A 24,347-nucleotide genomic window follows, 5' to 3' on the forward strand; every position below is an offset into this window, starting at 1 on the left:
CTGCCGGTGTCGGTGGTTTCAGCCGGGGGTGAGCCGTTGGGGGGCATGCCCTCGAAGGTCCAGCCCGCCCGGCGCAGGCTTTCGATGCGGGAGGGGCTGCCTTCCTCGCCGGGGTTGTCCGGCGGCCGACCGTTAGAGCCCGCACCGGGCCCGCGGACGTCGCTGGTCTCGACCTTGTCGTTGCCGTCAGACCGGGGGTCGCCCGCGTCGGCCACCGGCTCTGTACTGCCGGACGGTGATACCGGATCGTCGGAGCCGCGCTCATCGGAACCGTTCCCGGTCTCACCAGACGTGGTGGTACCGCCGGTGCCGGGCCGCGCCCGGTCCTGCGGCGGCCGGCCGGTTTCGGCCGTCGGGGGCTCCTGACCGCTGTGCTCCGGCGGTGGCGATTGGCCGGCCTCCGGCTTGGGACGTTCGGTCCCGCCGTCGCCGGTGTCGGAGCCGGACTCGTTCTCGTCGTCGCTTTCCTTCTCGGCCTCGGTGTCTGCGGAGGTGCGCTGCTTGTCGTCGGCCGGGTCGGTGGAGGACGCGTCGTCCTGCTGTTCGCGATCCTTGCCCTGGTCGGTACCAGGGACCTGGTGGCCCTTCAGCTCCCAGCCCGCTTGGCGGAGGCTCTCGATGCGGGAGGGCTGCCCGGGGGAGCCAGGGTTGTCGGCCGGTGCCTCGCCGCTGCCGCCCTGCGTGGTGGGCTTGTCGCCGGTTTCGGGGCCTTTCCCGGGGCCGTCCCCGTGTTCCATGCCCACGCCGCAGTCCTTTCATGGGGGGACGCAGGCCGCCACCAGGGCGTCGATCCGACGGCTCGCGAGGCGTGTCCCTTGACGTGCGGGGCTGACGTCCTGACCACACCGAGCCCCTATGAAATCGCGCACGTGCGAACTTTGCACGTGCGCGCACTGACTTCCGGACGGACTGCTTGCATCTTGCTCGATATCAGGGTCTACAGACAGTGATCTCATTCGCTCAATCGCCGGCTGCTGGAGTATGGACAGCGAGAATAGGTCTACATCAAGAGATTTGAACTCGTCCTGTTTGTCCGATTCCGAGGTGTGGTCAGCTGCTCAGGTGGCGATAATGCACCGCTTGGCAACCATCTGCCCTGACTCGGCCCAAGGCCGGGAAGCGCGTCCTGCCATGGCCCAGCGGCCGGCCTGCCGCCGTTGCGGTGTAGAGCGGGCGGCCGTCACTGCCGAAACGGCGCGACTGGAAGGTGGGTACGGTGCCCCTTCCGGAACATCTGGAGTTAGTCGTCAACGACGAGCCGCTTCTGGATCTGTGGTCGGTCGGCCCCTGGCGGGTGCCCGACGGCCTGTGCGAGGAGATCAGCGCGCGCGTCGAGAAACTGGTGTCCGACCCCCGCTATGCGGACTGGACCACCGACAAGAGCACCCTCCTCAAGGCTCCCGCCCCCTCGTGGTGGCCGAACTGATCGTCACGATCGAGTTCCTGTTCGGAGCGTCGGCCGTCTACACCGGATCGCACTCGAATCTGCAGCGGTGGTGCTTCGGCCCCTACTACAAGAAGTCGCGCGACCCGCTGAACTCCGAGCCGCTGGAACCGCGGCGGCAGGCGCTGATCCGCCTCTACGACGATCCGCCGCCGGGACTCGCCGCCGCTGGCTGGACTTGGCGGCACGGTTCGCCGGCGCGGTGAACGGCCTCCCGGGCAACGCCGATTTCCCAACCGACTGCACACTCCCGGTCAGGGGTTTCATACAGCAGATAAGGCGGCTGCATGTTCCGCGGCGCCGCATGGTCAATCCGCTGATGTCCTCGCTCACGTCCGCCACATCCTCCGGTGGGCCAGGCGAAGCGGAGAACCCGGAGAAGAAGACCGACACGGGGCTCGTCGGGCAGCCCTACGTCGTCGCGGCGCTGGCGGAGATCCCCAAGGGCGGCCGGGCCGTCCGGCTCCTGCTGGTCGGCCCGGACGGCACCGGCAAGCGGGACGCCGCCGCGGAGGTCGGACGGCTGCTCGCCGAGCGGTCCATCACCGGCGACCCGCTCTGGCAGGCCGGCGTCCACTACTCCGGCAAGGACGCCTCCGCCGCCTCCACCAAGATGCTGGACGGGATCCGCGACTGCGTGGGCAAGCGCGTCATGATCATCGACGGGCTGGACGACGTGGCGCGCAACGGCGCCGGCGGCGCGGCCGTCCTGGAGGAACTGCACCGGGCGATCGACGCCCGCGATGACCTGCACGTCGTCGCATTGTGTGAACCGGGCGGCGACGAGGCGATCCGCGAGATCAACCCGGCGCTGGAGCTGCGGTTCAGGACCGTGTCCACGCGTGGTGGCGGTGCTGGGCCGCGGCGGCGTCGGGCAGGTCCAGCACCGCGGCGATCGCCGGCCGGTCCAGGCCCGCCTGGTGAACGACTTGGTGGGCGGCCGGTGGGTGTGCCCCCTCGGTCGCCGTCCCCGGTCAGCGCTGTACGGGTGAGGCGCTGCGGCGGGGTTCGCGGGCGGGTTCGCGGAGTCGTGCGGCGATGCGGGCCTGGGTGGGCCAGCGTACGTCGCGGGCCCAGCCGAGCGCCTCCAGCAGGCGGATGAGGCGGGCCGAGGGGTCGATCTGACGGGGCAACATGCCGTGGCGGGCGCAGGTGGGGTCGGCGTGGTGGCCGTTGTGCCAGCTCTCGCCGAACGACAGGATCGCCAGCGGCCAGAAGTTACTGGCCCGGTCCCGGGTGGTCAGCGGCCGGTTGCCGACTACGTGGCAGACCGAGTTGATCGACCAGGTCACGTGGTGCAGCAGGGCGAGCCTGACCAGGCTGCCCCAGAAGAACGCGGTCGCCGCGCCCGTCCAGGTCCCGGTGATCGCCAGCCCGGCCACCGGCGGCGCCAGCAGCGACACGCCCGCCAGAACGGGGAACAGCCGGTCCACGCGGCGAATCGCGGGGTCGGAGAGCAGGTCCTTGGCGAACCGTTCCCGGTTGGTGAAGTCGCGGTTGAACATCCAGCCGACGTGCGCGAACACCATGCCCTTGGCCAACCCGCGGACACTTTCCCCGAACCGCCACGGCGAGTGCGGGTCACCCTCGCGGTCGGCGAAGGCGTGATGCCGGCGGTGATCGGCCACCCACTGGATGACCGGCCCTTCTATCGACAGGCTCCCGGCCACCGCCAGCGCCGTCCGCAGCGGCCGCCCGGCCTTGAACGACCCGTGGGTGAGGTAGCGGTGGAACCCGACGGTGACGCCGAACCCGGTGATCACATACCCGGTCACCGCGATGGCGACGTCGGCCCAGCTCAGGCCCCATCCCCACGCCACCGGGACGGCCGCGGCCAACGCGGCGAACGGCACCACCACCAGCGCCCACATCACCAGCACGGCCGGCATCGACTTGTGTCCCTCGGTCAACTCCGGACCCGGTCTCCCCCGTGCTCTCGGCCGGTCCACCACCGCGCTCGGGCTCTGTGCCCTCGTCGCCGTCATGCCACCCTCACCTCCTCACATTCCGTAGATCCGCGGCTGTCCGCGGTCTGAGTGAACTGGTACCCGACCACCCACGCCTACACCTCACCCCAATGCCGCACACCGAAGCCGTAGGGCCAGGGCACCCGCAGGTGGGCGGTACGGCCGGCCTCCAGGCCACGCGTTTTCGGGTGGATGACGGCCGGGTCACCTCGTCCTGTGGGGTCCGCCCTCGTAGTTGTCCTCTGCTGCGGTGCCTGGGGTTGTGCGATGGACGTCTCGGGAAGACCGCGCACCGCGTCCGCGTAGTTGTGGAACGCGCGCTGGGCGGCGTCCTCTTCGTGGACGAGGCCTACGCGCTGGCCTCCGACGCATACGGCCAAGAGGCGATCGCTACCCTCATCCAGCTCATGGAGGAATACCGCGGAGACCTCGTCGTCATCGCCGCCGGATACGAACGCGAAATGCGTCGCTTCCTCGCCGCCAATTCGGGCCTGGAATCACGGTTCCCGAAACGCATCGCCTTTCCCGACTACACCGACGCCGAACTCATCGAGATATTCCAGCACCTCGCCCCGGCCGAAGGGTTCACGCTCGCCCCGGACGTGACCGGCCGGCTGCGCGCCCTGCTCCGGACCATTCCCCGGGGGGCCGTCCTTCGGCAACGGACGGCTCATGCGCAACCTCCTCGACGCCGCCATCGCCTCCCAGGCGCAGCGCATCACCGCCGGCGAGCGACCCGAGGACGCCGAGGTCACCACTCTGCGAGCCGCCGACCTGCGCCCTTTCACCCCCGAGAGACCGTCCAGCAAGGACGTCGGCCTCTACCTGTGATCCACACGTGCGCGGACCCGGCCACCCACCGTGCGGCGGGTGGCCGGGCGCGCAGCGGCGGTGCGTCAGCGCGGGCGGTGTTTCGGGGCGTTCGGAGGCCATTCGGTTCCGGTGAACATCAAGCACAGGCCGCCGAGCCACACGGGGTCAGCCTTCGGCACCACGCGGACCGATAGCCGGACGCTCCCGGACCTGGGGGTCGGGAACTCGCCCGGCGCGGCATTGCGGGACAGGTAGGCGAGGCCCTGCCGCAGAAGGACACGCAGGCCCGGGTCCAGGCTGCGCGCCCAGTCCGGCTCGGTATCGCGGCGCAGCCACGCGTAGCAGGCCATCGCATAGCCGAACTCGCGCTCGGTGAGATAACCGAGCCGTGAATAGCCGTCATTGCGGGTGGCGTTGAGGGTCCGCTCGTCCAGATAGCCGAGGGGCTGGACGGAGAAGCCGCGTTTCGTCTCGCCGAACCGCAGCGCGGCGTTCGCGGTGAAGACACCGAGTCCGAAATAGACCGTGAGGAGATCGGTGAGCCGTTCGTGGTCCTTGCGGTCGGCGGTGATCCGTTCCTCGCCGAGGAGCCGGACGTGGCACAGTTCGTGCGCGATCACGGCGGTCAGGTAGCAGACGTCGGACGCCTCCGTCACGTCCAGTCCGATGACCGGCCGGCCGTTCTCGACGTAGTAGTGCCCGACCGTGCGCCTCTCCTTGCGCGCCGCCGCGGGGTCCTCGCCGGCACGGTCGAAGAGTTCGAGGGTGAGCTCCGCACGGTCGACCTCCATCAGCTCGCACAGGCCGGAGACGAGGCCCTCGATCTGCCGCGGCGTCGGGGTGACCGCGGTGGACCGCAGCTCGCTGCTCGGTACGACGGTGGCGCGCATCACCGGCTCCCGGCCGAACTCGCGGGCGAACCACGCCATCGATGCCTCGATCCACGCCTGTTGCGGCACCTCGACCGGGCAGTCGGTGCGCACCTCGGGCACCCACGGCGGCTGCTGCTCGGGCTCGTCGTTCATTGCACTCCTGGCGATCGTTGGCATGGACCCGCTGCACGGAATGGATGATGCGCTCCGGGCCGCTGGGAAAGCGGCCGCACGCCATTGTTTAGCACGCTTTCGGTCTGTCTTGCCAATGGTGTCGAAAAATCCTTGAATGGATCTTGTGGAATGTTGTGGGCGCCTAATTCGAGCGTTTATTTTCGCCGTGTGCGCGAGTAGTGTGTGCGGTCGGCGCGGGTGTGAATTTCGAACGTCCGGAGATTGCGATCGCGACATCCGACTGCGCCAATCGACCTGTGCGAGGGACCGGGGACCTGATTCTTCGTGTTCGGATGGCGACCAGGTGTGACGATTGGCTCGCGGGCCAGGCGAGACCCGAATGATCCGCAACACGAACCGTCCGACATGATTCCGAGGTGCCCGATGTCCCCGACGCTGCTCCCGTCCGTGCCGCCGCTGCGGTGGCGGCGCTCCTTCCCGGGCGGGCCCGAGCAGGCCCGCGACGTCCGCCGGTTCGTCGGCTGCCTGCTGGCCGGCTGCCCCTTCCTCGACGACGTCCTGCTCGCCGCCGACGAACTCGTCGTCAACGCGTTGCGGCACACCAAGTCCGGGCAGGACGGCGGATTCTTCACTGTCGAGATCGCCAGGGACGGCGCTCTGGTGGCGGTCTCCGTCGCCGACCAGGGCGGGCCGGGTGAGCCTGCCGCCACCGACGCGGACGACCTCGCCGAGTCCGGGCGCGGCCTGCGCACGGTCTCCCTCACGCCGCGAGCTGGGGCTGGCACGGCAACGGCGAGGGCCGCACGGTCACCGCCGTGTTCGCGGGGGAGTGGGCCGCGTGACCGAACCCGCCTCGTGGACGCACAGCCAGGTCCACCTCCGCGTCCACGCCGCGATGACCGCCGCGATGCGCGCCGACGTCCGCGCCATCGACGCGGCGCTCGTCCAGAACGCGATCCTGGACCCTTTCAGCCGCGAATTCGTCCGCGAGTCGCGCCGCCTCGTCCTCGCTTGCACGGCTGCGCTCATCTGCGTGCTCTCCGCGCACCGGCCCGGCGACGACCGGCACGGCCGGGAGATCTGCCGGGGCTGCGGGACGCGCGACTGCCGCGGGCTACGCGGCGTGGCAGACGTCCTCGCCGCCTACACCGTCCAGCCGGGCGGCGTCGACAGGGCCGAGGCATGGCGCCGGGCCGACGCCCACTTCACCCGCGGCGGCCGGCCCCGTACCGATGATCGTCGAGGACTTCCCGGACGGCTTCGTCGCCCGCGCCGCCACCGGTCCCGGTGACGATCCCGCCCCGCTGCTGGTCGTCGACCGCCACACCGGCGCCCTGAGCCGCTGGCCGTCCATGCCCCTGGACGTCCTCATCCGCGAATACGGCAGGTTCCGCGAACGCCCTTGAACGCCCGTCGGCCAGCCGTGCCCTGCGATGTACTCACCCGCAAATACGCCTGCTATCGCGCAGGCCATTGACCGTCCGAGGTGGCGCGGAGGTTGGGGAATCCACGCTCGACCCTCTGGTTGTCTTCTGTCGGCCGTCTGGCGAAGACACCAAGGCCATTCGGGCCTTACAGGTCAGGAATGGTCGGCCAGGGCCAGCCAGTCTTCCCACGTGATGTCGTGGCCGAGGAAGCGGGGGTTCTTGAACGGCCAGGCGGCGGCGATCCATTGCGGCACCAGTTCGTCCAGAGCCCGCTCTACCTCGCCGCCGACCAGGTCGTCCACCACCCACCAGGCGATCTCGCCGTCGGCGCCGGCCTTTTCGGGCGGGTCGATGTAGACGCAGCCGAGAAGCGCCGTCTCGCCCGCGTCCAGCAGCGCGTAGTTGAAGGACTGGTGTGCGGCTATCTCCTTCTCGTGGCGCAGCAGATCGACCCGGTCCTCCTCATAGGTCATGGTGGCCACGGGCCAACCCCAGGCCGGTCCGAAGATGCTCCACAGCCGTTCCCGGGAGCCCATCACGGCCGGGTAGTCGAGCGGAGTGTCGGCTTCCCGGATCGGCCGCAGATGATGGGCACCCCCGGGCAGCGGGACGTGTACGGGGTGGACGAAGTCGTCAGGGAGCCAGGCCATGGCGTCCCACGTTAGCCGACAGGTGACTTCCGGCCGAACGACGCCCCGGTGGCTCGCCAAGGTGGAGAATCGGCGGGCTTGTTGTTATTCGCGGTGGTCTGGGAGGTCTCCGGAGGGAGCGGACTCTCTGGAGGGCGAGGATGCGTGTGGGCACGGACGTGGACCTGCTGGTCCGGGCGGCGCAGGACGGGGACGCCGAGGCCCGGGAGCGGCTGGTCGCCGAGCACCTGCCGCTGCTGTACAACGTGGTCGGCTGGGCGCTGGGCGGGCACGCCGACGTGGACGACGTCGTCCAGGACTCGGTCCTGCGCGCACTCCGCGGGCTGGACGGGCTGCGGGAGCCGGCGCGGTTCCGGTCCTGGCTGATCTCCATCGCCATGAATCAGGTGCGCCGCCGCTGGTCGTCGCAGCGCGGCCGGACGCCCATGGATCCGCAGGCCATGGCCGACGTCGCGGGGGCGGAGGACGATTTCGCCGAGCTGGCCGTCCTGCGGCTGGACCTCTCGGATCAGCGCCGGGAGATCGCCGAGGCCACGCGGTGGCTCGACCCGGGCGAGCGTGAGCTGCTCGCGCTGTGGTGGCTGGAGGCATCGGGGCATCTCACCCGGAAGGAACTGGCGGACGGTCTCGGGCTGTCCGGGCCGCATGCGGCGGTGCGGGTGCAGCGAATGAAGAAGCAGCTGGCGACGTGCCGCGCCGTGGCCCGGGTGGCGGCGGGACGGCGGTGTGACGCGCTCGGGACCGTCCTCGACGACTGGGACGGGCGGCCGTCCCCGCTGTGGCGCAAGCGGATCGCCAAGCATCTGCGCGGCTGCCGCACCTGCACCGACCGGCAGCGGGATCTGGCGCCGCCGGAGGCGCTGCTGGCCGGGCTGGTCCTGGTGCCGTTCCCCGCCGAGCATGCGCCGCATCTCGCGCTGACCGGCGCCAAGGCCGCCGCCGCGGGAGCGGGGAGGGGACTGCCGGGCGCCTGGGCCGCGGCGGCGGTCGGTGTCGTCGCGGCCGCGGTGGTGTTCTGGGGTTTGCGCGATTCGCCGCCGCCGGACGCGGCGCCTCCCGTCCGCGACCCCGTGGTGTCCGTTCAGCGGACGCCGTCGCCCGTCCCGTCCCGGCCCGAGCGGGCTTCGAGCAAGGACGAGGCCGCGCGCCCCGCCGCACCCAGCACCGAGCAGCAGGTCGTCCGGCTGGTGAACACCGAGCGGTCCAAGGCCGGATGCCGTCCGCTTCGCGTCTCGTCCGCCCTGCACACGGCCGCCCAGCGGCACTCCGCGGACATGGCGGCCCGCCGCGCCCTCGACCATCGCGGCGCCGGCGGCGACGACCCGGGGGACCGGATCACCGCCGCCGGGTTCCGCTGGAGCGTGTGGGCGGAGAACATCGCGCGGGGCCAGGCGACCCCGTCCGCCGTGGTGGGCAGTTGGATGGACAGCGCGGGGCACCGTGCGAACATCCTGAACTGCCGGGTCACGATGGTCGGGGTCGCCGTCGTCCGCGGCGCCGGTGGGCCGTGGTGGACGCAGGTGTTCGCGGCGCCCCGGTGATCAGCGGGCGGTGCCGAAGTCCTGCGTCCAGTACGGGCCGCCCGACTTGACCACTCCGACGCCGATCTCGGCGAAGCCGCAGTTCAGGATGTTGGCGCGGTGACCGGGGCTGTTCATCCAGGCCTTCATCACGGCGGACGGCGTCGGCTGCCCCTTGGCGATGTTCTCCCCGTAGGTGGACCAGCGGAACCCGGCGGCGGTGATTCGGTCGCCGGGGTCCTTTCCGTCGGGGTTGGTGTGCTCGAAGAAGCCCCGCCGGGCCATGTCGGACGAGTGGGCCTGCGCCGCCTTCGTCAGCCGCCCGTCGGACGTGACGGCGCGGCATCCCTGCTTGGCGCGCTCCTTGTTCACGAGCGCGATGACCTGCGCGGCGACGCCTCCAGCGGGTGCCGCCGCAGGTCGGCCGGGCGCCGCTTTGGTCGGACGGCTTTGGCTCTTGCGGGGAGTCGGCGTGCCCGGCTTCGTCGTCTTCCGGGGCTTCTTGCGGGTCGGCTCGGCGGTCGGAGTCGCACTGGGCGAGGGCGCCGCCGCGTCGGGCAGGCCGAGCGGGGAAGCGCCAGGGGACGCCGAGGAGCCGCTCGCGGCCGGGGCGGCGCCGGAGTCGCCGTCGAACGCGCCGCTCGCCGTCCCGGCGATCCCGCCGACCACCAGCAGCCCTGCCGCGCCTGCGGCCGTCCACGCCGCCGCGCGCCCGGACACCGTCCGCTGCCGTCGCCTCGGGCGGCCGGGCCCTCCGCCGGTGGGGGGAATGGGGTTGCTCATGGCGGGGCCACGTCCTCTCGTCGGGTGCCTGTAGATACGGTGCAGACCCCTGGCGGGACGGGCGATAACCGAAATTTCAGAAAGTTCGGGCTCGGCCCTGGGCGTCGCGACAGCGCGCAGGGCGGGAACGCGGCGTGATCACCGCTGGTCGCGACGCTTCGGACGACCACTGCGGAGGGGGCGGCTCGTCCCCTGCCTCGCGCGGCGCCGTGGGGTCATGGAGCAGGACGGCGACATCTTCGAGACCGGAACCGGGCCTCACCGGCTCGCGCAATGCTGATGGGCCTTTTGCTCGGGCTCTTACCGCTCACCGCCGCTGAAGGCGATGATCTCAGGCAGCCCGGGGCTGTAGCCGTCGCTGGTGTCCACGCTCATGGTCGGGACGTCCAACGAGATCCAGACGAAGGAGTCGTTGGAATGCCGGCCGCCGGCGATCGCGTCCAGCAGGGCGCGATCGCCATGGGCGGCGCGGTGCGCGTTGCCGGCGATGCGCTCGGCGATCCGTTGGTGTGCGATGGCCGCCGGGGCGGTGCACCGGATGACGCGGATGTCGGCGATGCCGGTGAGCGGTTCCAGGTTCGGACGCCAGACCCGGTCTTGGAAGGCGGCCTCGGCGACCACGGTCACCTGGGCCTTCGCCAGGACGGCCAGCGCCTCGAAGAAGGCGGACAGCGTCGGCAGGTTGAGCCGGTCGTTCCCGGCCGGGTCGGAACCAGCGGCCAGCACCATGCCTTGCTTGACCTCGTCCCGGACGATCGCCGGGCAGCCGAGCCCCTGCGCGAGCCGGTGGGCGAGCGTGGTCTTGCCCGATCCGGGCGGGCCGCTGACGACGATCAAGGTCGGCTTGGTCACAACGCATTGTGACACTTCACGCCGACGGCCTGCCGCGCCTCCCGCGAGCGGACGCGAGTCAGGGAATCGTGCGCTTGGACATTCCCTCGACGTCGGAGTCGATACCCCAGCTGAAGACGGTCCTGGGGTGGACGCGGATCACGTCGTCGGTGAAATGGGCGTCCTGCTGCGCCGGCTTGGCGACCGCGGTCTCAGCGCGTCCGCGAATCTCGATGCCGCGCACCTGCCAGGACTCGAACGAAACGATGTCGTCCACGACGAACGCCACCTGGTCGTTGTCGCGCAGGTTGCGGTACTTGCGGGACTTGGCGAGATTCCATCCGCGGATGTCGATGGTGCCGGTCTCGGCGTTGTAGCTGAACCCGACCGGATTGTTCTGCGGGTCGCCCATGGGGCCGACGGTCGCCAGCCGGCCGAGGCGCTGGGTGGAAAGGTACTCGCGTTCGAGATCTGTGAGGCTCATGGTGCCAGCCTGTAACCTCAACCCACATTGAGGTCAAGCTCGGCGATGAACGTCCGGAGACGCGGGGACATCTCGTCCGGCAGTTCGTCCAGGGAGAACCAGCGCGCCTCCAGGATCTCCGCCGCGTCGAGTTCGAGCCGGCCGCCGACGACCCGGGCCTCGTAGAAGGCCTCGATCCGCTGGCGGAACCCGCTGGCGACCTGCAGCGGGCGCGCGGCGACCGCCACTTCCAGCGCCGTCTCCTCCCGCACCTCGCGGGCGACGCCGTCCGCAAGCCGCTCACCTGCATTGACGTACCCGCCGGGCAGTCCCCACGCGCGGTATGCGGGCCACAGCCGGTGCCGCAGCAGCAGAATCCGCCCCTGCTCGTCCCGGACGACCCCGCCCGCATAGACCAGGAACGTCTGGTGCCGGAACCGTGCGAGCCGCCACTGCGCGCGCCCGCCCAGCCGCCGCCAGACCAGCGCCGCCAGCGCCCCGTAGCGCCCCCGCGCGCGGCGCGGCACGCCCACCGGGATCTTCATGATCGAGATGCTAGCCGCAGCGGCCCCGCATCCCTTGCTTGAGCCGTCCGACTTGTGACCCTGGCCACACCGTCCGAGATCGGGATCCCCGGCACGGCTCCGGTTCGTCCCAAAAGAAAGACGTCTGGGGGACGAAGTGACCACAACCGCGATGGACCATTCCGAGACGAAGACGGCCCCGGAAACCCGCGGCCGCGTGCACGTCCGCCTCCTCCGCAAGATCGGGGTCGCGATCGCCGGCAGCGCCCTGATCATCGCGGGTATCGCCATGCTGGTCCTCCCGGGCCCCGGCATCGTCGCGATCCTCGCCGGCCTGGGCCTCCTCGGCACCGAGTTCCCCACGGCCCGCCGTCTCAGCACCCGCCTGAACACTTACGCCAAGACCGCCTGGCACGCCCTCCGAAACCGCTTCGGAACAAGAAGGGGCACGACCACCTGACCCGCACGTCGAGCCGAGTTCAGGGATGCAAAGGATCTAGGACTCGTGTGAGCCGACGCCGCCGCCCATCCCGAACGTGCCGCTCGCACGCCCACACCATTGCGGCCGGCGAGCAGCAACAGCCGACCGCGGATGATCTCGGTGCTGGGTACCGTCCAGCAGAACGGCGCCACCGCCGTGTCGGCACGGCCTCAAGTTGGGAACGCGCCGACAGAAGCGCGACGATCTCCTCGACACAGCGCCAAGCAGTGGTCACCGACACCTGAAACCCGTGGCGGCCTCGGTGAACGTCTCGCCCTGGCGTGGGGTGGCAAGTTGCCAGTATGTGCTTGTTCGGCTGGTGGTCTTGATGAGGCGGTCAGGTGCCCGGCCGGGCCACACTCTGACGAGGTACTGCTCGATCGGGTCGGCTGGAGCGCGGGTTTCGCCGGCGTCGCGCTCGCGTCCGCAGACCAGCAGCCTGTAGGGGCCCGGTGGCTGGTGCGGTGTGAAGGTCAAGGCGGATGGCGGTATGACGTCCGCGCCGATCACGCGCATGGGACCGCCCGGCCATGAAATGCCGACCTCCGCGACGTCCTGCCAGACATCGGCGTTGATCGATGGTCGTGCCGGAAGCGCTCTGGCGTCCACGTGCACCTGGTCGTCCTGCACGCCGGTGACGATGACCGCGCCCGCGACGGGATCGGTGGTCGGGGCGACGAGGCCGTTGGCGTACGGCAGTTCCGTTGTGCCCGGGAGGGTGTCCGGTCCTCCGATGGTGAACCGGTTGTACTCCACCCAGATCAGTGCTGTGGCCATCGGTTGCGTGCTCGCCGCAGGCCCAGGGAGTTCCCTGGGCCCGCGGCCATGCCTCCTTACGATGTGATCCGGACGAGGAACGGATCGCCGTCCAGGATCCGGTTGCCGTGGTAGAACGGGCTGAGCTGGGCGCCGCCCTGGCTGTTGTCATCTTTGGGGATCATGCACGACGACCACCCGGTCGGGCCGGTCACCCCGGTCGGGACGCCCCAGGCCGAGTCCATCTCGCACCAGGCAAGGTCGGGCGGCGCGAACGTCCGCGCGGTGCCCTGCGGCTCTTGCGTCGAGGCGCCCTGCTTGGTGGACCGGAAGGGGTACTCGTCGCACGACTTGCCCGTCGGCCGAACCCAGGACGGCGGGCACGCCGTTCTGCCGTTCGCGCGCTTCTTCACCGGATCCTGCAGGCGGGTGAGCGTGGGCCCGTCCGGGTACTTGCCGGGGAGCCCCGAGTTCTGCGCGGCCTCGATGTGCGCGGCCAGCGTCGGGTAGGACCCGGTCTTGGAGTAGGTCATCACCGGTGTGGCCCGGGGGAAGACACATCCGGCGCCCACCGTGGGCTGCCGCGCGGCGAAGGTCTCCGGGTCGCCCGACTCGTTGCCGTCGGTGGAGAAGGCGTTGTCGCACCGGATCAGCGGCGTCGTCGTCGTGCGGGCCTGCGTGGGCACGAAGCCCAGTCCGTCCACGTGCCACTCCCAGGATGGGTAGCTGTAGCCGATGTCGCCCGGCTCGCTGCTGCGCGTCGACTCCCAGTACGACTCGGCGTCGTTGACGACACCCCGGTCGAACCTCCCGGGCCGCAGCCCGGTCCCCCCGTTGCTTTCCTTGCAGTCATTGGTGCAATAGGCGCCGGCCACGACGCTGAACCAGCCTTCGAAATTGCCTGCCCCCCGGCCCCAGTACTTGCGGACCGTCAACTGAAAGGCGTACCGGTCGATGAGGTCGCTGGTGTAGGCGAAGCTGTACTCCAGCGCCAGAGCGGTGCCGACCTGCTGCCAGACCCCGTTGTGGTAGACGTAGTACACGACCAGGACATCCCCGATCCTGCATTGCTCGGTGCGGTAGCCCCGCCACTGACCGTCGGCGTGCTCAAGGCACCATTCGGGGATATCGACGACCTCCGTGGTCGATGGGTCCTTCAGGCCGGTGGCTGCGCGACGGGACGCCTCGACCGTTCCCGGCGCCTTGCGCTTCTGGGCGGCCAGCATGGCGTCGCGTTCGCTGCGTCCCGTGGCTCCGGCGAGGACGGGCTTGACGCAGGAGACGCCCCGCCCGCCCGCGAGTTCGCTGTCGCCGATCTTTTCGGCGACTTCGGCGGTGAGTGGTTCGGCCTTGGTCGCGGCGGCACGCAGCGCCTGGGGTTCGCACGAGTCGGCCGCCCGCGAGTCCTTCTTGGCGCCGCTCAGCTTGACCGGCGGCGGCGGTTCGGCCTTCCCCGCGGCCACGTCCGATCCGAAAATGTCACCTGCCCGAACGGACGGGGCAGGAGCGAACGAGGCATCCGCAGTACTGGACAGGCCTAAAACGAATAACGCCAAGGTGGCACCGGCGACCAGCGCGAGCCTCACCAGTCCTGAACTGTGTACTTTCATGTCTCCCTCCTCGGCGGGAAAACAATGCGGGGCCTGGGCATTGGTCGGTCTCTCCGACCTGCTTGCCGCCATTGAAGACGCCCAGAGCTTCATTTCTGCGTCAGATCGGCCTCATCGCACCTGTCCAGCGCAGTCCGTCCGGGGGGACGAGGTCACCGGCGAGGAGTGTGGGAGACGCCGTAATGAGGGCCTGCCGGTAGGCGCGGTGGACGATGCCTGCCTGGTGGATCGCGGCGAGGGCCCTCGCCGAGCCGTTCGACCAGCCGGTGGTCGCCGAGTCGCTCGGGGTCGCGCGCGGTCAGCGGCTTGCGGGCGGTCATGCCCGGCCGCCGTGACGGTGCGCCGAGAGCGGCTGCACGCGCGGGTCGCCCTTTCCGGTGTGCCGCGAGGGCGGCAGGTGCCGGATCCCTGCGCCATGCGCACGTTCACACGCCGCCGAGCATGGCCGCGGTGTCGGCCGAGGATGTGCGGGAGATGCTGCGGCTCGGGCCGCCCGAGTTGCAGCGCGCGGTGCTCGACGTCGTGCGTCTCGGTGGGGCACGGAAGATGCCCGCCGGGGCGGCCGAGCAGGTGGTGCGCACCATGCGCCACGGCGAGCAGCGGCGCAGGGGCAGGCTGCGGATGCTCCTCGGTGGTGTCTTCGTGCACGGCTTCGGCAATGCCGACGAGCTCGGTGTGGACGACTGCGTGAAGTTGCTTGGGAAGAACACGGCCGAGGAGGTCCTGGAGCGGGCGCCCGGGCTGCGGTCCCTGCTGGGGTGGGACGTTCCCGTGGCGCTGGCGCGCTGGGGGCTGGTGCGGGTCGTCCTGGACGACCGTCCGCTCGCGGTGGTGGCGCTCGGCCTGCTGGCGGCGGAACCAGTGGAGCGGATGCCCGGGGCGCGGACGATGTGGGAGGCGCTCAGGGAAGAGCACCCCGCGCTGCCCGCACTGCCTGTCGGGTTGCTGGTGCTGCGGCGGATCGCCGCCGGGGAGGCGGGGGAGGGCCCGCCCGACCTGGAGCAGCTCGCCGCGGAGCTGGACGAGCTGCGCGGACGGCTCGTGCCTGCGGCGGACGCGGCGGAGCGCATCGCCGGGCACCTGCGGGACGGGCATCGGCCGGAGGAAGGCGACTTGGTGCTCGTCCAGTGTGCCGCCGCCGACTTCGACGGGCTCCGCATGCGGATCGGGACCGTCTTGCCTGGGGAGCAGCCTGTCGGGCTGGACGCCCTGGCGACCGCTCTCAGGGCCGCGGTCGAGGCCGGACGCAAAGACGACCGGGTGCGCTCGTTGCGGAGGATCGAAGGGCCGGAGTCCGAGGCCGGGTTGTTGGCGGAAGTCCGGCAGGCCGCCGACGACGGGGACGTCCTGGCGGTGCTCGCTGAGCTCATCCAGCTGCGCGCGCAGGACCGGCTGCGCGCCCTCGCCCTGGTGGAACGGGCCCGCGCGGAGTTGCCGGAGTGCTGGCACCGCCCTGAACCGGCGGAACCGTCCGTCGAGATACCCGCTCCCCGGGAGGCCGCCGATGACGCGGAGCCGAGCCCGGCCGCAGATGAAGACGAGCTGGACGCTCTCGACGCCTTCCTCGCGGGCGCGGTCCCCGCGATCAGGCAGTGGATGCTGGAGGACTCGCTCGGCTTCCCCGACGACGCCGGGCAGCGCGAACTGCTCTGCCGCACCGGCGGCTGGCCGACGCTGGTCGGGCGGGTCGTCACCGGCCTCGCCGCACGCGACCGCGACCAGGCGCTGGTCGACGTGCTGCGGCAGGTGCGCGGCAGGCTGGTCGCCTTCCTGGACGACACCGGCGTCCGCGCCGACCCGTGCCTCGCCGCCGCGTGGGGCGTGCTCGTCCAAGAGGACGACCGCGGGACCGCCGAGGACCTCACCGCCCTCCTCACCCTCTACGGCGAGGACGGGACGCCGGGCTTCGCCGCTGCCGACCTGCGCGAACACGGCTACGACGGAACGCGGGACCTGGTGGAGGCGCTGGTCGCGCTCGGCGCGCTGGAGACCGCGGACGGCATGCTCGGCTGCGAGCCCGTGCTGGCCGACGCCGCGCGGCGGGCGGTGGGTGGATGACCGCCGCCGAGCCCGCCGTCACGGACGAGGCGCTCGGAACGATGCTGCGCGCGGTGGCACCGGCGGAGTTTCACGATTCCCGATGAGGGCCGGGAGATCGCCGTCCCGGTCCGCACCAGCATGATGCGCCTTTCCGCCCGTCATGCTGGTGCACGGAATCGTGCGGTGGCAGCGCACGTTCGCCCGGACGCTCCAGGTCCGTGGTCATCTGACGGCCCCCATCGGTGCATGGCAGGTGGGGTGCGGCAGGTGAAGCGAAACGGGTCTTCTGTGATCGGTGAGACCATTGGGAGCAATCCGGAGATGTTGGTATCTCTTGCACCTTGACAGTCCGAGATTGTCGGAAATTCCGGATTGCAATGGCGAACAGTGACAAACGATGTTGATCAGTTCATGGCTTGGGCGAATGGCAGGCCGGGTATAAGTCGAGCGTCTCAATTGGATACGTCGCTCCGGAGTGCAGATGCGTTCACGCCGCCCCTGTCTGTTCGCTTTCGGTGCGGTCGGCTTCGCCGCCGCTTCCCTGCTGTGGTCCGGGTCCGCTTCGGCGGCCGGTACCAACTACGTCGCCATGGGCGACTCCTACTCGTCCGGCACGGGGGCCGGCGACTACGACCCGGCCAGCGGGTCGTGCAACCGCAGCGCCAACGCCTACCCGAACCTGTGGGCGGCGGCGCATTCCACGCAGTCCTACAAGTTCGTCGCCTGCTCCGGCGCGACGACGTCGACCGTCACCAGCGGCCAGCTCGGCGCGCTCAGCTCGTCCACCACGCTCGTCAGCATCTCGGTCGGCGGCAACGACGCCGGGTTCGCCGACGTCATGCAGACGTGCGTGCTCAGCTCGGACTCGGCGTGCAAGAGCAAGGTGGCCGAGGCCGAGTCGGTCATGACGAACACGCTGCCCGGCCGGCTCGACTCGCTGTACTCCAAGATCGGCGCGAAGGCCCCGTCGGCCCGCGTGGTCGTGCTCGGCTACCCCCGCCTCTACAAGATCGTCAGCGTGTGCGTGGGGCTGAGCAACACCAAGCGCACCGCCCTCAACGGCGCCGCCGACACCCTCGACGGCGTCGTCTCCAAGGCGGCGGGCCGCGCTGGCTTCACCTGGTCGGACGTCCGCGACGAGTTCTCCGGGCACGAGCTGTGCTCGGGCGACGACTGGCTCAACGCGGTGACGATCCCGATCGGCTCGTCCTACCACCCGACCGCCCTCGGCCACCGCTCCGGCTACCTGCCCGCGCTGACCGGCTCCGCCCGCCTGGCCCTGAAGAAGCAGGCCTGAGCGGCTAGCACCGCGATCGCGCCGGCCATCAGCAGCGCGCTCACCCAGACGGGCGAGCGGTAGCCGAGGCCGGCGCCGATCGCGATGCCGCCGAGCCACGGGCCGATCGTGCCGCCCACGTTGAACGCGGCGGTGGCGAACCCGCCCGCCAGGGTCGGTGCCGCGGAGCCCTGGTCGAGGACGCGTGAGATCAGCGCGGGCCCCGTCCCGAACGCCAGCATCCCCTGGACGAACACCAGCGCGATCGTCGCCGCCGGGTCCCCGGCCGTCAGCGCGAGGACGGCCCACCCGAGCGTCAGGGACGTCATGCCGGCCGCGATGAGCGCGGCCGGGTGCGCGTCGGCGATCCGCCCGCCGGCGGTGACGCCCGCGAAGGACCCGAGGCCGAACAGCGCGAGCAGCGCCGGGACCCAGGACGACCCGAAGCCCGTGACGTTCGTGGCGAGGGGCGCGAGGTAGGTGAAGGTGCAGAACGTCGCCCCCTGGAAGAGCGCGTTGACCGCGAGGGTGGTGAGGAGGCGGCCGCCGGCCAGCGCGCGCAGTTCGCTGCGCGCGCCTCCGACGGACGGGCGCTCCTCCGGAATCGCCTTGGCGATCGCGATCACGGCGGGGACCGAGACGAGCGCGACCGCCCAGAACGCCGTCCGCCAGCCCCATGCCCCGCCGAGCATCGCGCCCGCGGGGACCCCGGCGACGCAGGCGACGGTGACGCCGCCGACCACGACGGACGTGGCGCGGGCGCGGGCGGCGGGGGAGACGAGCGCGGTGGCGGCGGCGAGCGCGACGGCCCAGAACCCGGCGTTCGCGAGGGCGGCCGCCACGCGGGTGATGAGCAGCAGCGCGTAGCTGGTGGTGAGGGCGCCGATGACGTGGACGGCGATGAAGACGCACAGGAACGTCATCAGCGCCCGGCGGCGCGGCCAGCGGCGGGCGAGCAGCGTCATCGACGGCGCGCCGATCACCATGCCGATGGCGAAGGCCGAGGTGAGCAGCCCGGCGGCGGGGATGGACACGCCGAGGTCGGCGGCGATGCCCGGGACGAGGCCGGACAGCATGAATTCGGAGGTGCCCTGGGCGAACACGGCGAGCCCGAGGACGTAGACGGCGAACGGCAAGGGGAGACTCCCGAGACGGCGAACGGTCGGCTGATCGCGTGGGGGGCTGTGCCGGGATGGCCGTCCGGCGTCGTCACGGACGGCGATGGCGAAGAGAGATCCCTCTGATCAGAGGGCGAAGGCAGCCCGCCTCAGGCGGCCCGCAGGAAAGGGAGCCGCCCGGGAGTCAGCGTCTGTCGGACTCGGGGCTGGACACGATCACGAGGCTAGCAGCTCCGCGCGGGCCCTTGACAGAACAATGTTCTATGGCGCCAGAATAATGTTCTATGAGCGAGGCGGGACGGGAGCGGATCCTGCGGGCGGCGCTGGAGCTGTTCGGACGGGACGGGGTCGCCGGGACGACCCTGAGCGCGCTTAGGGCGGCGAGCGGGGTGAGCGTCGGGAGCTTCTACCACCATTTCGCGGGCAAGGAGGAGGTGGCGGAGGCGCTGTTCGTCGAGAGCCTCGCGATGTACCACGACGCCTTCCTCGCCGAGCTCAAGGCGCATGCCGGCGCCCGCGAGGCCGTGTCCGCGGTCGTGGCGCTCCATGTGCGGTGGTGCAGGGAGCACCCCGCGCATGCCCGGTTCATGTTCACGGAGCGTCCTTCCGGCAGTGCAGCGCTGGCCGCGCGCAACCAGGCGTTCTTCCGGGAGGTCCGCAGCTGGTGGCGCGTGCAGGCACGGCACCGGGCCCTGGCCGATGTGGACGCGGTGACCGCGTTCGTCCTCTGGCTCGGGCCCGCGCAGGAGCTGTGCCGGCTCTGGCTGAACGGCCAGGGTCCGGAGCCCGATGACGGGCAGGTCGATCTGCTCAGCGAGGCCGCATGGCGGTCGGTGGGAGGGTGACGATGGTGATCGACGCGTGGATGCAGCACGGGACCGTGCGGTTCCTGCAGCACGAAATGCTGGACTCGCTGTGGAGGTGGATCGGGCAGAAGCCCCCGTCCGAGGAGATACCGGTCGCGTCCACGGTCGCCGCGATGGACGCCGGGGGAGTGGACGTCGGCCTGATCAGTGCCTGGTACGGGCCGGAGGGCGACCTGGTGAGCAATGACGAGGTCGCGTCGTTCGTCCGGCAGGCGCCGGACCGGCTGGCGGGCATCGCGTCGGTGGATCTGCGCAAGCCGGTGGAGGCCGTGCGGGAGCTGCGGCGGTGCGTCCGCGATCTCGGGTTCAAGGGCCTGCGCGTGGTGCCGTGGCTGTGGGAGCTGCCGCCGACAGACCGGCGCTACTACCCGCTGTTCGCCGAATGCGTGGAGCTGGGCGTCCCGTTCTGCACGCAGGTCGGGCACACCGGCCCGCTTCGTCCGAGCGAGACGGGACGGCCGATCCCGTACGTCGACCAGGTGGCGCTCGACTTCCCCGACCTCGTCATCGTGGGCGGGCACATCGGCTACCCGTGGACGGAGGAGATGGTCGCGGTGTGCCGCAAGCACCCGAACGTCTACATCGACACGTCCGCCTACACGGTGCGGAGGTATCCGCCGGAGCTCGTCCGGTACATGACGCAGGACAGGCACCACAAGGTCATGTTCGGCACCAACTATCCGATGCTGACCGCCGAGCGGGCGCTGAAAGGGCTGGACGACCTGGGCCTCGGCGAAACGGCGAAGGACGCGTTCCTCGCCGGCAACGCCCAGAAGGTCTTCGATCTTTAATGATCTACAATGTAAAGGTCAACGCCGGAGCGTCCGGCAGGCGAGCACGCCCAGCGGGACCGGCGCCCAGAACGTGACCGCCCGGAACAGCAGGACGGCGTGCAGGGCCGGTCCGGCGGCGATGCCGAGGGCGGCGAGCGCGGCGACGAGGGCGGCCTCGGTGGAGCCGACGCCGCCCGGGGTCGGGATGGCCGAGCCCGCCGCGGCGCCCACCAGGTAGGCGGCGATGAGGGCCAGCGCGTCCGTCGGGCCCACGCCCGTTCCCGGGATGGCGACGGCGCTGACCGCGAACGCGACGCCCATGGCGAACGTGGTCCCGGCGGACGCGGCGAGGGTGACCACCAGGTCGCGCGGGCGGCGGCACAGGTCGGCGAACCCGGCGGCGGCGCGCCGGGCCGGGCCGGAGCGGACCGCGCGGCGCCCCCACAGCACGGCCGCCGGCAGCAGCACCCCGCCGGCGATGAGCAGCGGGACGGGCGGGACGACGCCGGCGGCCTGGGTGGCGTGGTGGCCGAGCGCGTCCAGCATCCGGTCGTTCCCGTCGTGCGGTGCGACGGTGCCGAGCCCGAGGACGGCGCCCATCAGCAGGAGGTCGGCGGGGAGGCCGGCGACCTGGAGGACGGCGACGGCGACGGCGGCGCGGGGGAGCGGCACGCCGCGGCAGACGAGGTAGCGGGTGTTGACGGCGACCGCGCCGAGGCCGCCCGGCGTGACCCGGTTGGCGGCGGACGCGGTGAACTGCGCCATCGTCGTCGCCACCAGGGGGAGCGGGCGGCCGGACGCGCCGCGCAGCGCGACGGCGGAGCAGACGTAGTGCAGCAGCGAGAGCATGATCAGCACCGGCAGGAGCGCCCAGCGCATGTCGCCGATCGCCGCCGCGGCCGGCCGCAGCGGGCCGAAGGCGGCCAGCCCGGCCGCGACGAGCGCGGTGATCAGGACTCCGAGGATCGGCCAGCGGGCTCCGCGGCCCCTGCGGGGCCGCTGGACGAAGGGCAGCGTCGGGGCGTGCGCGCCATGGCCGGCGAGCTTGGCGGACGCCGCTGTTTCAGCGGGGGCGGCGATCGTCTCCACACCTCAGTGTTGGGCTACTCAACTGAAGAGTATGCGACCGCGGGGCCCTTTCGACGCGAACGTTGGGTGACCTGTGGCTGCCGAGTCCGCAGGTCACCGGCGGGTCAGGCGGTCCAGCCGGGGTCGCGGCCGAGGTAGCACAGCAGTGCGTGGACGCTGATGTCACCGGTGTGGCCGAGGGCGGCGGCGTAGGCGCCGTACTGGCGCAGGGGCTCGACGATCTGCCTGGCGACCGCCAGCAGGGGCCCGGCAAGTTCCGGAGCCAGCGGGGAGGGTCTGGCGGTGGCGACGGCGATGTCCCAGGCGTGGACGGCGGCGTCCAGTGCGGCGGCGCCCGCGCCGGTCCCGGGCTTGAGGGACCCGGGCGGGACGGGGACGGCGACCTCGGTGGCGTCGCGGTCGACGGTGGCCCAGGCCGCGGCGCACGCGGTGAGGCACGGTTCGAGGAGGTCCGCCGGCGAGCCGTCGAGCGTGCCGGACGGCTCGAACGGGTTGAAGCCGGGGCCGGGCTCGCCGGTGATGGAGGAGGCGAAGGCGAGCTGGTCGCCGGCGGCGTGCTGGACGACCTGGGCGACGTTCCATTCCGAGCACGGCGTGGGCCGGGCGAGGTCCTGGTCGGAGAGGCCGCGGACGACGGTGCGGAGCGCGGCGTGGGCGGTGTCGAGGACGGTCCAGCCCGAGGTAGTGGTCTCGTTCATGGCTCCATAGTATCAGAACGGAATGATTCGTTCCACTCCAGGAAAATTTCGGCCGCGCCCCGTGCTTTGATCCGCACCCGAGATTCTTTTCACACTACGATTAGGTTCCGCTACGGGGTGTGACCGGTGTTTGACGGGGGAAGGTGACGGCCATGACCAGCGCTCACCAGCGGCTGGGCGAACGCATCAGGGTCTTCCGGGGCACCCGGGGCGGGCGGCGGCCCGCGCCGGCGAAGGCGCCCGGCGGCAGGGCGATCATGCTGACCTGCAGCGACTATCTCGGCCTCGCCGAGCATCCCGCGATCACCGAGGCCATGATCGCCAGCCTGCGGGCGGCGGACGGCGCCGCCCAGGCCGCCGGCCTCTGCCTCCCCGACGACCACCCGCAGGTCGTGCTGGGCGAGGACTTCGCGCGGCACATGGGCGCGGCGGCCGGGGTCCTGTGCTCGTCGGGCTGGGCCGCGAACACGGGCCTCCTGCAGGTGGCGGCCGGTCCGGACGTCCCCGTCTACCTGGACGTCCTCGCCCACATGTCGCTGTGGGAAGGCGCCCGCGCGGCGGGCGCGGAGATGGCCTACTTCCGCCACAACGACCTCGGCCACCTGCGGCGGAGGATCGAGGTGGGCGGCTCCGGCCTGATCGCCGTGGACGCCGTCTACAGCACCGACGGCTCGGTCTGCCCGCTGCCCGCCCTGGTCGAGGTCGCCGAGGAGTACGACTGCATGCTCGTGGTGGACGAGTCGCACTCCCTCGGCACGCACGGCGTGCATGGCGAGGGCCTGGTCGCCGCGCTGGGCCTCACCGGCCGGGTCGACTTCCGCACCGCGAGCCTGGCCAAGGCCGTGCCCGGACGTGCGGGGCTGATCGCGTGCGACCGTCCCGGCTTCACCGACTACTTCGTCCACACGGCCCTTCCGGCGGTGTTCAGCTCGACGCTGCTGCCGCACGAGGTCGCGGGGCTCGCCGCGGCGCTGCGCGTGGTCCGCAAGGAGGACTGGCGCCGCGACCGCCTCCGCGCCGTCACCGCCCGCCTGCGCGAGGGCCTGACGGGTCTCGGCTACCGGCTCGTCGAGTCCGGCACGCAGGTCATCGCCCTGGAGACCGGCTCGGAGGCCGACGCGACCCTGCTGCGGGACGCCCTGGTGGAGCGTGACATCTTCAGCGCGGCCCTGTTCCCCCCGACGGCCTCGGTGGGCCGCACCCTGGTGCGCCTGTCCGCCCACGCCGCCCTGACCGACGACGACGTCCACCGGATCCTGACCGCCTGCGAAGCCCTGCACCCCCGCCTGACGACTCCGACCCCGACAGGTTGAGCCCTCACGCTGCGGGTTGGTAGCGGTTACGGCGGGTTTGGGCGCCTATGTAGCGGAGCATGCTGCGCAGCGCCCAGTGGTTGATGCCGGTGGGCATCATGCGGTACCCCTGCCGGTTGGCCAGGGCGAGGGCGGCGAACTGCGCCTGGTCGAGCGGTGACCAGGGGATGTCGAACCGCTGCCGGACGATCGGGGGCAAGCAGCCGAAGGCGAGCAGGCGCAGCGGCCGCTCGATGACGAGGCGTCCGGCGCGGTCGAGGCGGGGGCCGCCGACGGGCAGGATCGTGATGGTCTCGGAGCCGTGCTTGGCGATCTCCAGGGCGCGGGCCGCGGCGGGGGTGAGTTCGAGGGTCTTGGCGCAGACGTGCCAGAACTTGGACTGGAAGGCGGCGTAGTCGGCGGGGACGGGACGCATGCTGACGCCGTAGCGGGAGTACCAGGTGACGGTCTCGGCGTACATCTGCTCGTGGTCCTCGGCGGTGAGGGTGCCGGGGTGGAAGGTCTCGGCGGCCTTGAAGATCTCCCAGGTGAAGGTGGCGTGCGCCCACCAGAACGTCTCGGGTTCGAGGGCGTGGTAGCGGCGGGCGTGCTCGTCCCGGCCGCCGATGGCGCGGTGCAGGTCGCGGATGGTGCGGGCGCGGGTGACGCCGTCCGGGGCGAGGATCGTCGCCCAGATCTGCGGGACGGACCGGTGGATTCGGTCGAACGGCGCGTCGAAGAACGCCGAGTGCTCGGTGACGCCGGCGCCGATGCCGGGGTGCATGAGCTGCATCAGTCCGGCGGCGGCGCCGGGGAGCAGGGAGCGCAGGTCGGCGGCGTGCCGCCAGAGGAGCGTGCCGGGGACGAGGGGCGCGTGGGCGGCGGTACGCGGGGCCGTGCGGGCCGCGGCGGTAACGAC

At 71.4% G+C, this 24,347-nt stretch carries 27 protein-coding genes and 3 pseudogenes; 15 read left to right on the forward strand and 15 right to left on the reverse strand.

Annotation, left to right across the window (positions count from 1 at the left end; genetic code table 11):
- Positions 1-737, reverse strand: a pseudogene (locus E1293_RS24875) (hypothetical protein); the annotation flags it as partial.
- Between the two features lie 479 nt (positions 738-1,216).
- Between E1293_RS24875 and E1293_RS24880 the strand changes: the two are divergent.
- Complete coding sequence (locus E1293_RS24880) at positions 1,217-1,426, forward strand: hypothetical protein (RefSeq protein WP_132199872.1); 210 nt, start codon at positions 1,217-1,219, stop codon at positions 1,424-1,426.
- The gene (locus E1293_RS24885) at positions 1,411-1,650 is read left to right on the forward strand and encodes a hypothetical protein (protein WP_132199873.1); all 240 of its coding nucleotides are present in this window, start codon (positions 1,411-1,413) and stop codon (positions 1,648-1,650) included. Before E1293_RS24880 ends, E1293_RS24885 begins: the two co-directional genes overlap by 16 nt.
- A gap of 768 nt (positions 1,651-2,418) precedes the next feature.
- Here E1293_RS24885 and E1293_RS24890 read toward each other — a convergent pair.
- Complete coding sequence (locus E1293_RS24890) at positions 2,419-3,429, reverse strand: acyl-CoA desaturase (RefSeq protein WP_132199874.1); 1,011 nt, start codon at positions 3,427-3,429, stop codon at positions 2,419-2,421.
- A 92-nt stretch (positions 3,430-3,521) separates the two neighbouring features.
- Here E1293_RS24890 and E1293_RS50765 point away from each other — a divergent pair.
- Positions 3,522-3,878: pseudogene (locus tag E1293_RS50765) on the forward strand (AAA family ATPase); the annotation flags it as partial.
- Positions 3,879-3,908: 30 nt separating this feature from the next.
- Here E1293_RS50765 and E1293_RS47640 read toward each other — a convergent pair.
- Complete coding sequence (locus E1293_RS47640) at positions 3,909-4,085, reverse strand: hypothetical protein (protein WP_165978381.1); 177 nt, start codon at positions 4,083-4,085, stop codon at positions 3,909-3,911.
- Between E1293_RS47640 and E1293_RS47645 the strand changes: the two genes are divergently transcribed.
- Positions 4,084-4,242 (forward strand): hypothetical protein, encoded by a 159-nt coding sequence (locus E1293_RS47645; RefSeq protein ID WP_165978382.1) that lies wholly within the window; start codon positions 4,084-4,086, stop codon positions 4,240-4,242. The two genes, E1293_RS47640 and E1293_RS47645, sit on opposite strands and share 2 nt — an antisense overlap.
- Before the next feature lie 65 nt (positions 4,243-4,307).
- Here the strand turns inward: E1293_RS47645 and E1293_RS24900 are convergent, their stop codons facing one another.
- Positions 4,308-5,249 (reverse strand): hypothetical protein, encoded by a 942-nt coding sequence (locus E1293_RS24900; RefSeq protein WP_132199875.1) that lies wholly within the window; start codon positions 5,247-5,249, stop codon positions 4,308-4,310.
- Between the two features lie 405 nt (positions 5,250-5,654).
- On the opposite strand from E1293_RS24900, the pseudogene E1293_RS49580 reads away from it, so the two are divergent.
- From E1293_RS49580 to E1293_RS47655, 3 genes and pseudogenes are all read left to right on the forward strand, one after another.
- Positions 5,655-5,921, forward strand: a pseudogene (locus E1293_RS49580) (ATP-binding protein); the annotation flags it as partial.
- A gap of 148 nt (positions 5,922-6,069) precedes the next feature.
- Entirely contained in the window at positions 6,070-6,522 is a 453-nt protein-coding gene (locus E1293_RS49585; RefSeq protein WP_165978380.1) for a hypothetical protein, read from the forward strand.
- Positions 6,464-6,637, forward strand: a complete 174-nt coding sequence (locus tag E1293_RS47655; protein WP_165978383.1) for a hypothetical protein — start codon at positions 6,464-6,466, stop codon at positions 6,635-6,637. Before E1293_RS49585 ends, E1293_RS47655 begins: the two co-directional genes overlap by 59 nt.
- 173 nt (positions 6,638-6,810) lie before the next feature.
- On the opposite strand, the gene E1293_RS24910 is transcribed toward E1293_RS47655, so the two are convergent.
- The gene (locus E1293_RS24910) at positions 6,811-7,308 is read right to left on the reverse strand and encodes an N-acetyltransferase (protein WP_132199876.1); all 498 of its coding nucleotides are present in this window, start codon (positions 7,306-7,308) and stop codon (positions 6,811-6,813) included.
- A 146-nt stretch (positions 7,309-7,454) separates the two neighbouring features.
- Here E1293_RS24910 and E1293_RS24915 point away from each other — a divergent pair, with 146 nt between their 5' ends.
- Positions 7,455-8,849, forward strand: a complete 1,395-nt coding sequence (locus tag E1293_RS24915; protein WP_207939075.1) for a sigma-70 family RNA polymerase sigma factor — start codon at positions 7,455-7,457, stop codon at positions 8,847-8,849.
- Here E1293_RS24915 and E1293_RS24920 read toward each other — a convergent pair whose 3' ends face one another.
- From E1293_RS24920 to E1293_RS24935, 4 genes are all read right to left on the reverse strand, one after another.
- Entirely contained in the window at positions 8,850-9,611 is a 762-nt protein-coding gene (locus E1293_RS24920) for a CAP domain-containing protein (RefSeq protein WP_132199878.1), read from the reverse strand.
- 300 nt (positions 9,612-9,911) lie between these two features.
- On the reverse strand, positions 9,912-10,463 hold the full coding sequence (locus E1293_RS24925; RefSeq protein WP_132199879.1) for a P-loop nucleotide/nucleoside kinase family protein: 552 nt from the start codon (positions 10,461-10,463) through the stop codon (positions 9,912-9,914).
- Between the two features lie 58 nt (positions 10,464-10,521).
- Complete coding sequence (locus E1293_RS24930) at positions 10,522-10,926, reverse strand: PPOX class F420-dependent oxidoreductase (protein WP_132199880.1); 405 nt, start codon at positions 10,924-10,926, stop codon at positions 10,522-10,524.
- 17 nt (positions 10,927-10,943) lie between these two features.
- A complete protein-coding gene (locus tag E1293_RS24935; RefSeq protein ID WP_132199881.1) occupies positions 10,944-11,450 on the reverse strand; it encodes an NUDIX domain-containing protein in 507 nt (168 codons plus the stop codon).
- A 151-nt stretch (positions 11,451-11,601) separates the two neighbouring features.
- Between E1293_RS24935 and E1293_RS24940 the strand changes: the two genes are divergently transcribed.
- The gene (locus tag E1293_RS24940; protein WP_132199882.1) at positions 11,602-11,889 is read left to right on the forward strand and encodes a PGPGW domain-containing protein; all 288 of its coding nucleotides are present in this window, start codon (positions 11,602-11,604) and stop codon (positions 11,887-11,889) included.
- 252 nt (positions 11,890-12,141) lie between these two features.
- Here the strand turns inward: E1293_RS24940 and E1293_RS24945 are convergent, their stop codons facing one another.
- Positions 12,142-12,687, reverse strand: coding sequence for a hypothetical protein (locus tag E1293_RS24945; protein WP_132199883.1), 546 nt, complete (start codon positions 12,685-12,687; stop codon positions 12,142-12,144).
- A 56-nt stretch (positions 12,688-12,743) separates the two neighbouring features.
- Positions 12,744-14,129: a hypothetical protein gene (locus E1293_RS24950; protein WP_132199884.1), complete on the reverse strand. Its 1,386-nt coding sequence runs from the start codon at positions 14,127-14,129 to the stop codon at positions 12,744-12,746.
- A 359-nt stretch (positions 14,130-14,488) separates the two neighbouring features.
- Between E1293_RS24950 and E1293_RS50265 the strand changes: the two genes are divergently transcribed.
- From E1293_RS50265 to E1293_RS24960, 3 genes are all read left to right on the forward strand, one after another.
- Complete coding sequence (locus E1293_RS50265) at positions 14,489-14,611, forward strand: hypothetical protein (RefSeq protein ID WP_279473275.1); 123 nt, start codon at positions 14,489-14,491, stop codon at positions 14,609-14,611.
- Between the two features lie 115 nt (positions 14,612-14,726).
- Complete coding sequence (locus E1293_RS47660; RefSeq protein ID WP_165978384.1) at positions 14,727-16,334, forward strand: hypothetical protein; 1,608 nt, start codon at positions 14,727-14,729, stop codon at positions 16,332-16,334.
- A 463-nt stretch (positions 16,335-16,797) separates the two neighbouring features.
- Positions 16,798-17,613, forward strand: coding sequence for an SGNH/GDSL hydrolase family protein (locus E1293_RS24960; RefSeq protein WP_132199885.1), 816 nt, complete (start codon positions 16,798-16,800; stop codon positions 17,611-17,613).
- On the opposite strand, the gene E1293_RS24965 is transcribed toward E1293_RS24960, so the two are convergent.
- Positions 17,559-18,728 carry a Cmx/CmrA family chloramphenicol efflux MFS transporter gene (locus E1293_RS24965; RefSeq protein WP_132199886.1) on the reverse strand — a complete coding sequence of 390 codons (1,170 nt, stop codon included), beginning with the start codon at positions 18,726-18,728 and terminating at the stop codon, positions 17,559-17,561. The genes E1293_RS24960 and E1293_RS24965 overlap by 55 nt on opposite strands.
- A gap of 266 nt (positions 18,729-18,994) precedes the next feature.
- Here E1293_RS24965 and E1293_RS24970 point away from each other — a divergent pair, with 266 nt between their 5' ends.
- Together E1293_RS24970 and E1293_RS24975 are read left to right on the forward strand one after the other, a co-directional pair.
- Positions 18,995-19,555: a TetR/AcrR family transcriptional regulator gene (locus E1293_RS24970; protein ID WP_132199887.1), complete on the forward strand. Its 561-nt coding sequence runs from the start codon at positions 18,995-18,997 to the stop codon at positions 19,553-19,555.
- Between the two features lie 2 nt (positions 19,556-19,557).
- A complete protein-coding gene (locus E1293_RS24975; protein WP_132199888.1) occupies positions 19,558-20,367 on the forward strand; it encodes an amidohydrolase family protein in 810 nt (269 codons plus the stop codon).
- Positions 20,368-20,385: 18 nt separating this feature from the next.
- On the opposite strand, the gene E1293_RS24980 is transcribed toward E1293_RS24975, so the two are convergent.
- On the reverse strand, positions 20,386-21,438 hold the full coding sequence (locus E1293_RS24980) for a lysylphosphatidylglycerol synthase transmembrane domain-containing protein (RefSeq protein ID WP_132199889.1): 1,053 nt from the start codon (positions 21,436-21,438) through the stop codon (positions 20,386-20,388).
- Between the two features lie 104 nt (positions 21,439-21,542).
- Positions 21,543-22,136, reverse strand: a complete 594-nt coding sequence (locus E1293_RS24985; protein ID WP_132199890.1) for a TIGR03086 family metal-binding protein — start codon at positions 22,134-22,136, stop codon at positions 21,543-21,545.
- Between the two features lie 152 nt (positions 22,137-22,288).
- On the opposite strand from E1293_RS24985, the gene cqsA reads away from it, so the two are divergent.
- Positions 22,289-23,449, forward strand: coding sequence for an alpha-hydroxyketone-type quorum-sensing autoinducer synthase (gene cqsA, locus E1293_RS24990; RefSeq protein WP_132199891.1), 1,161 nt, complete (start codon positions 22,289-22,291; stop codon positions 23,447-23,449).
- Positions 23,450-23,453: 4 nt separating this feature from the next.
- Here the strand turns inward: cqsA and E1293_RS24995 are convergent.
- Positions 23,454-24,347: oxygenase MpaB family protein (locus E1293_RS24995; protein WP_243716503.1), on the reverse strand; the 894-nt coding region annotated here is incomplete at its 5' end.

The organism is Actinomadura darangshiensis, assembly GCF_004349235.1.
Classification (GTDB): Bacteria; Actinomycetota; Actinomycetes; order Streptosporangiales; family Streptosporangiaceae; genus Spirillospora; species Spirillospora darangshiensis.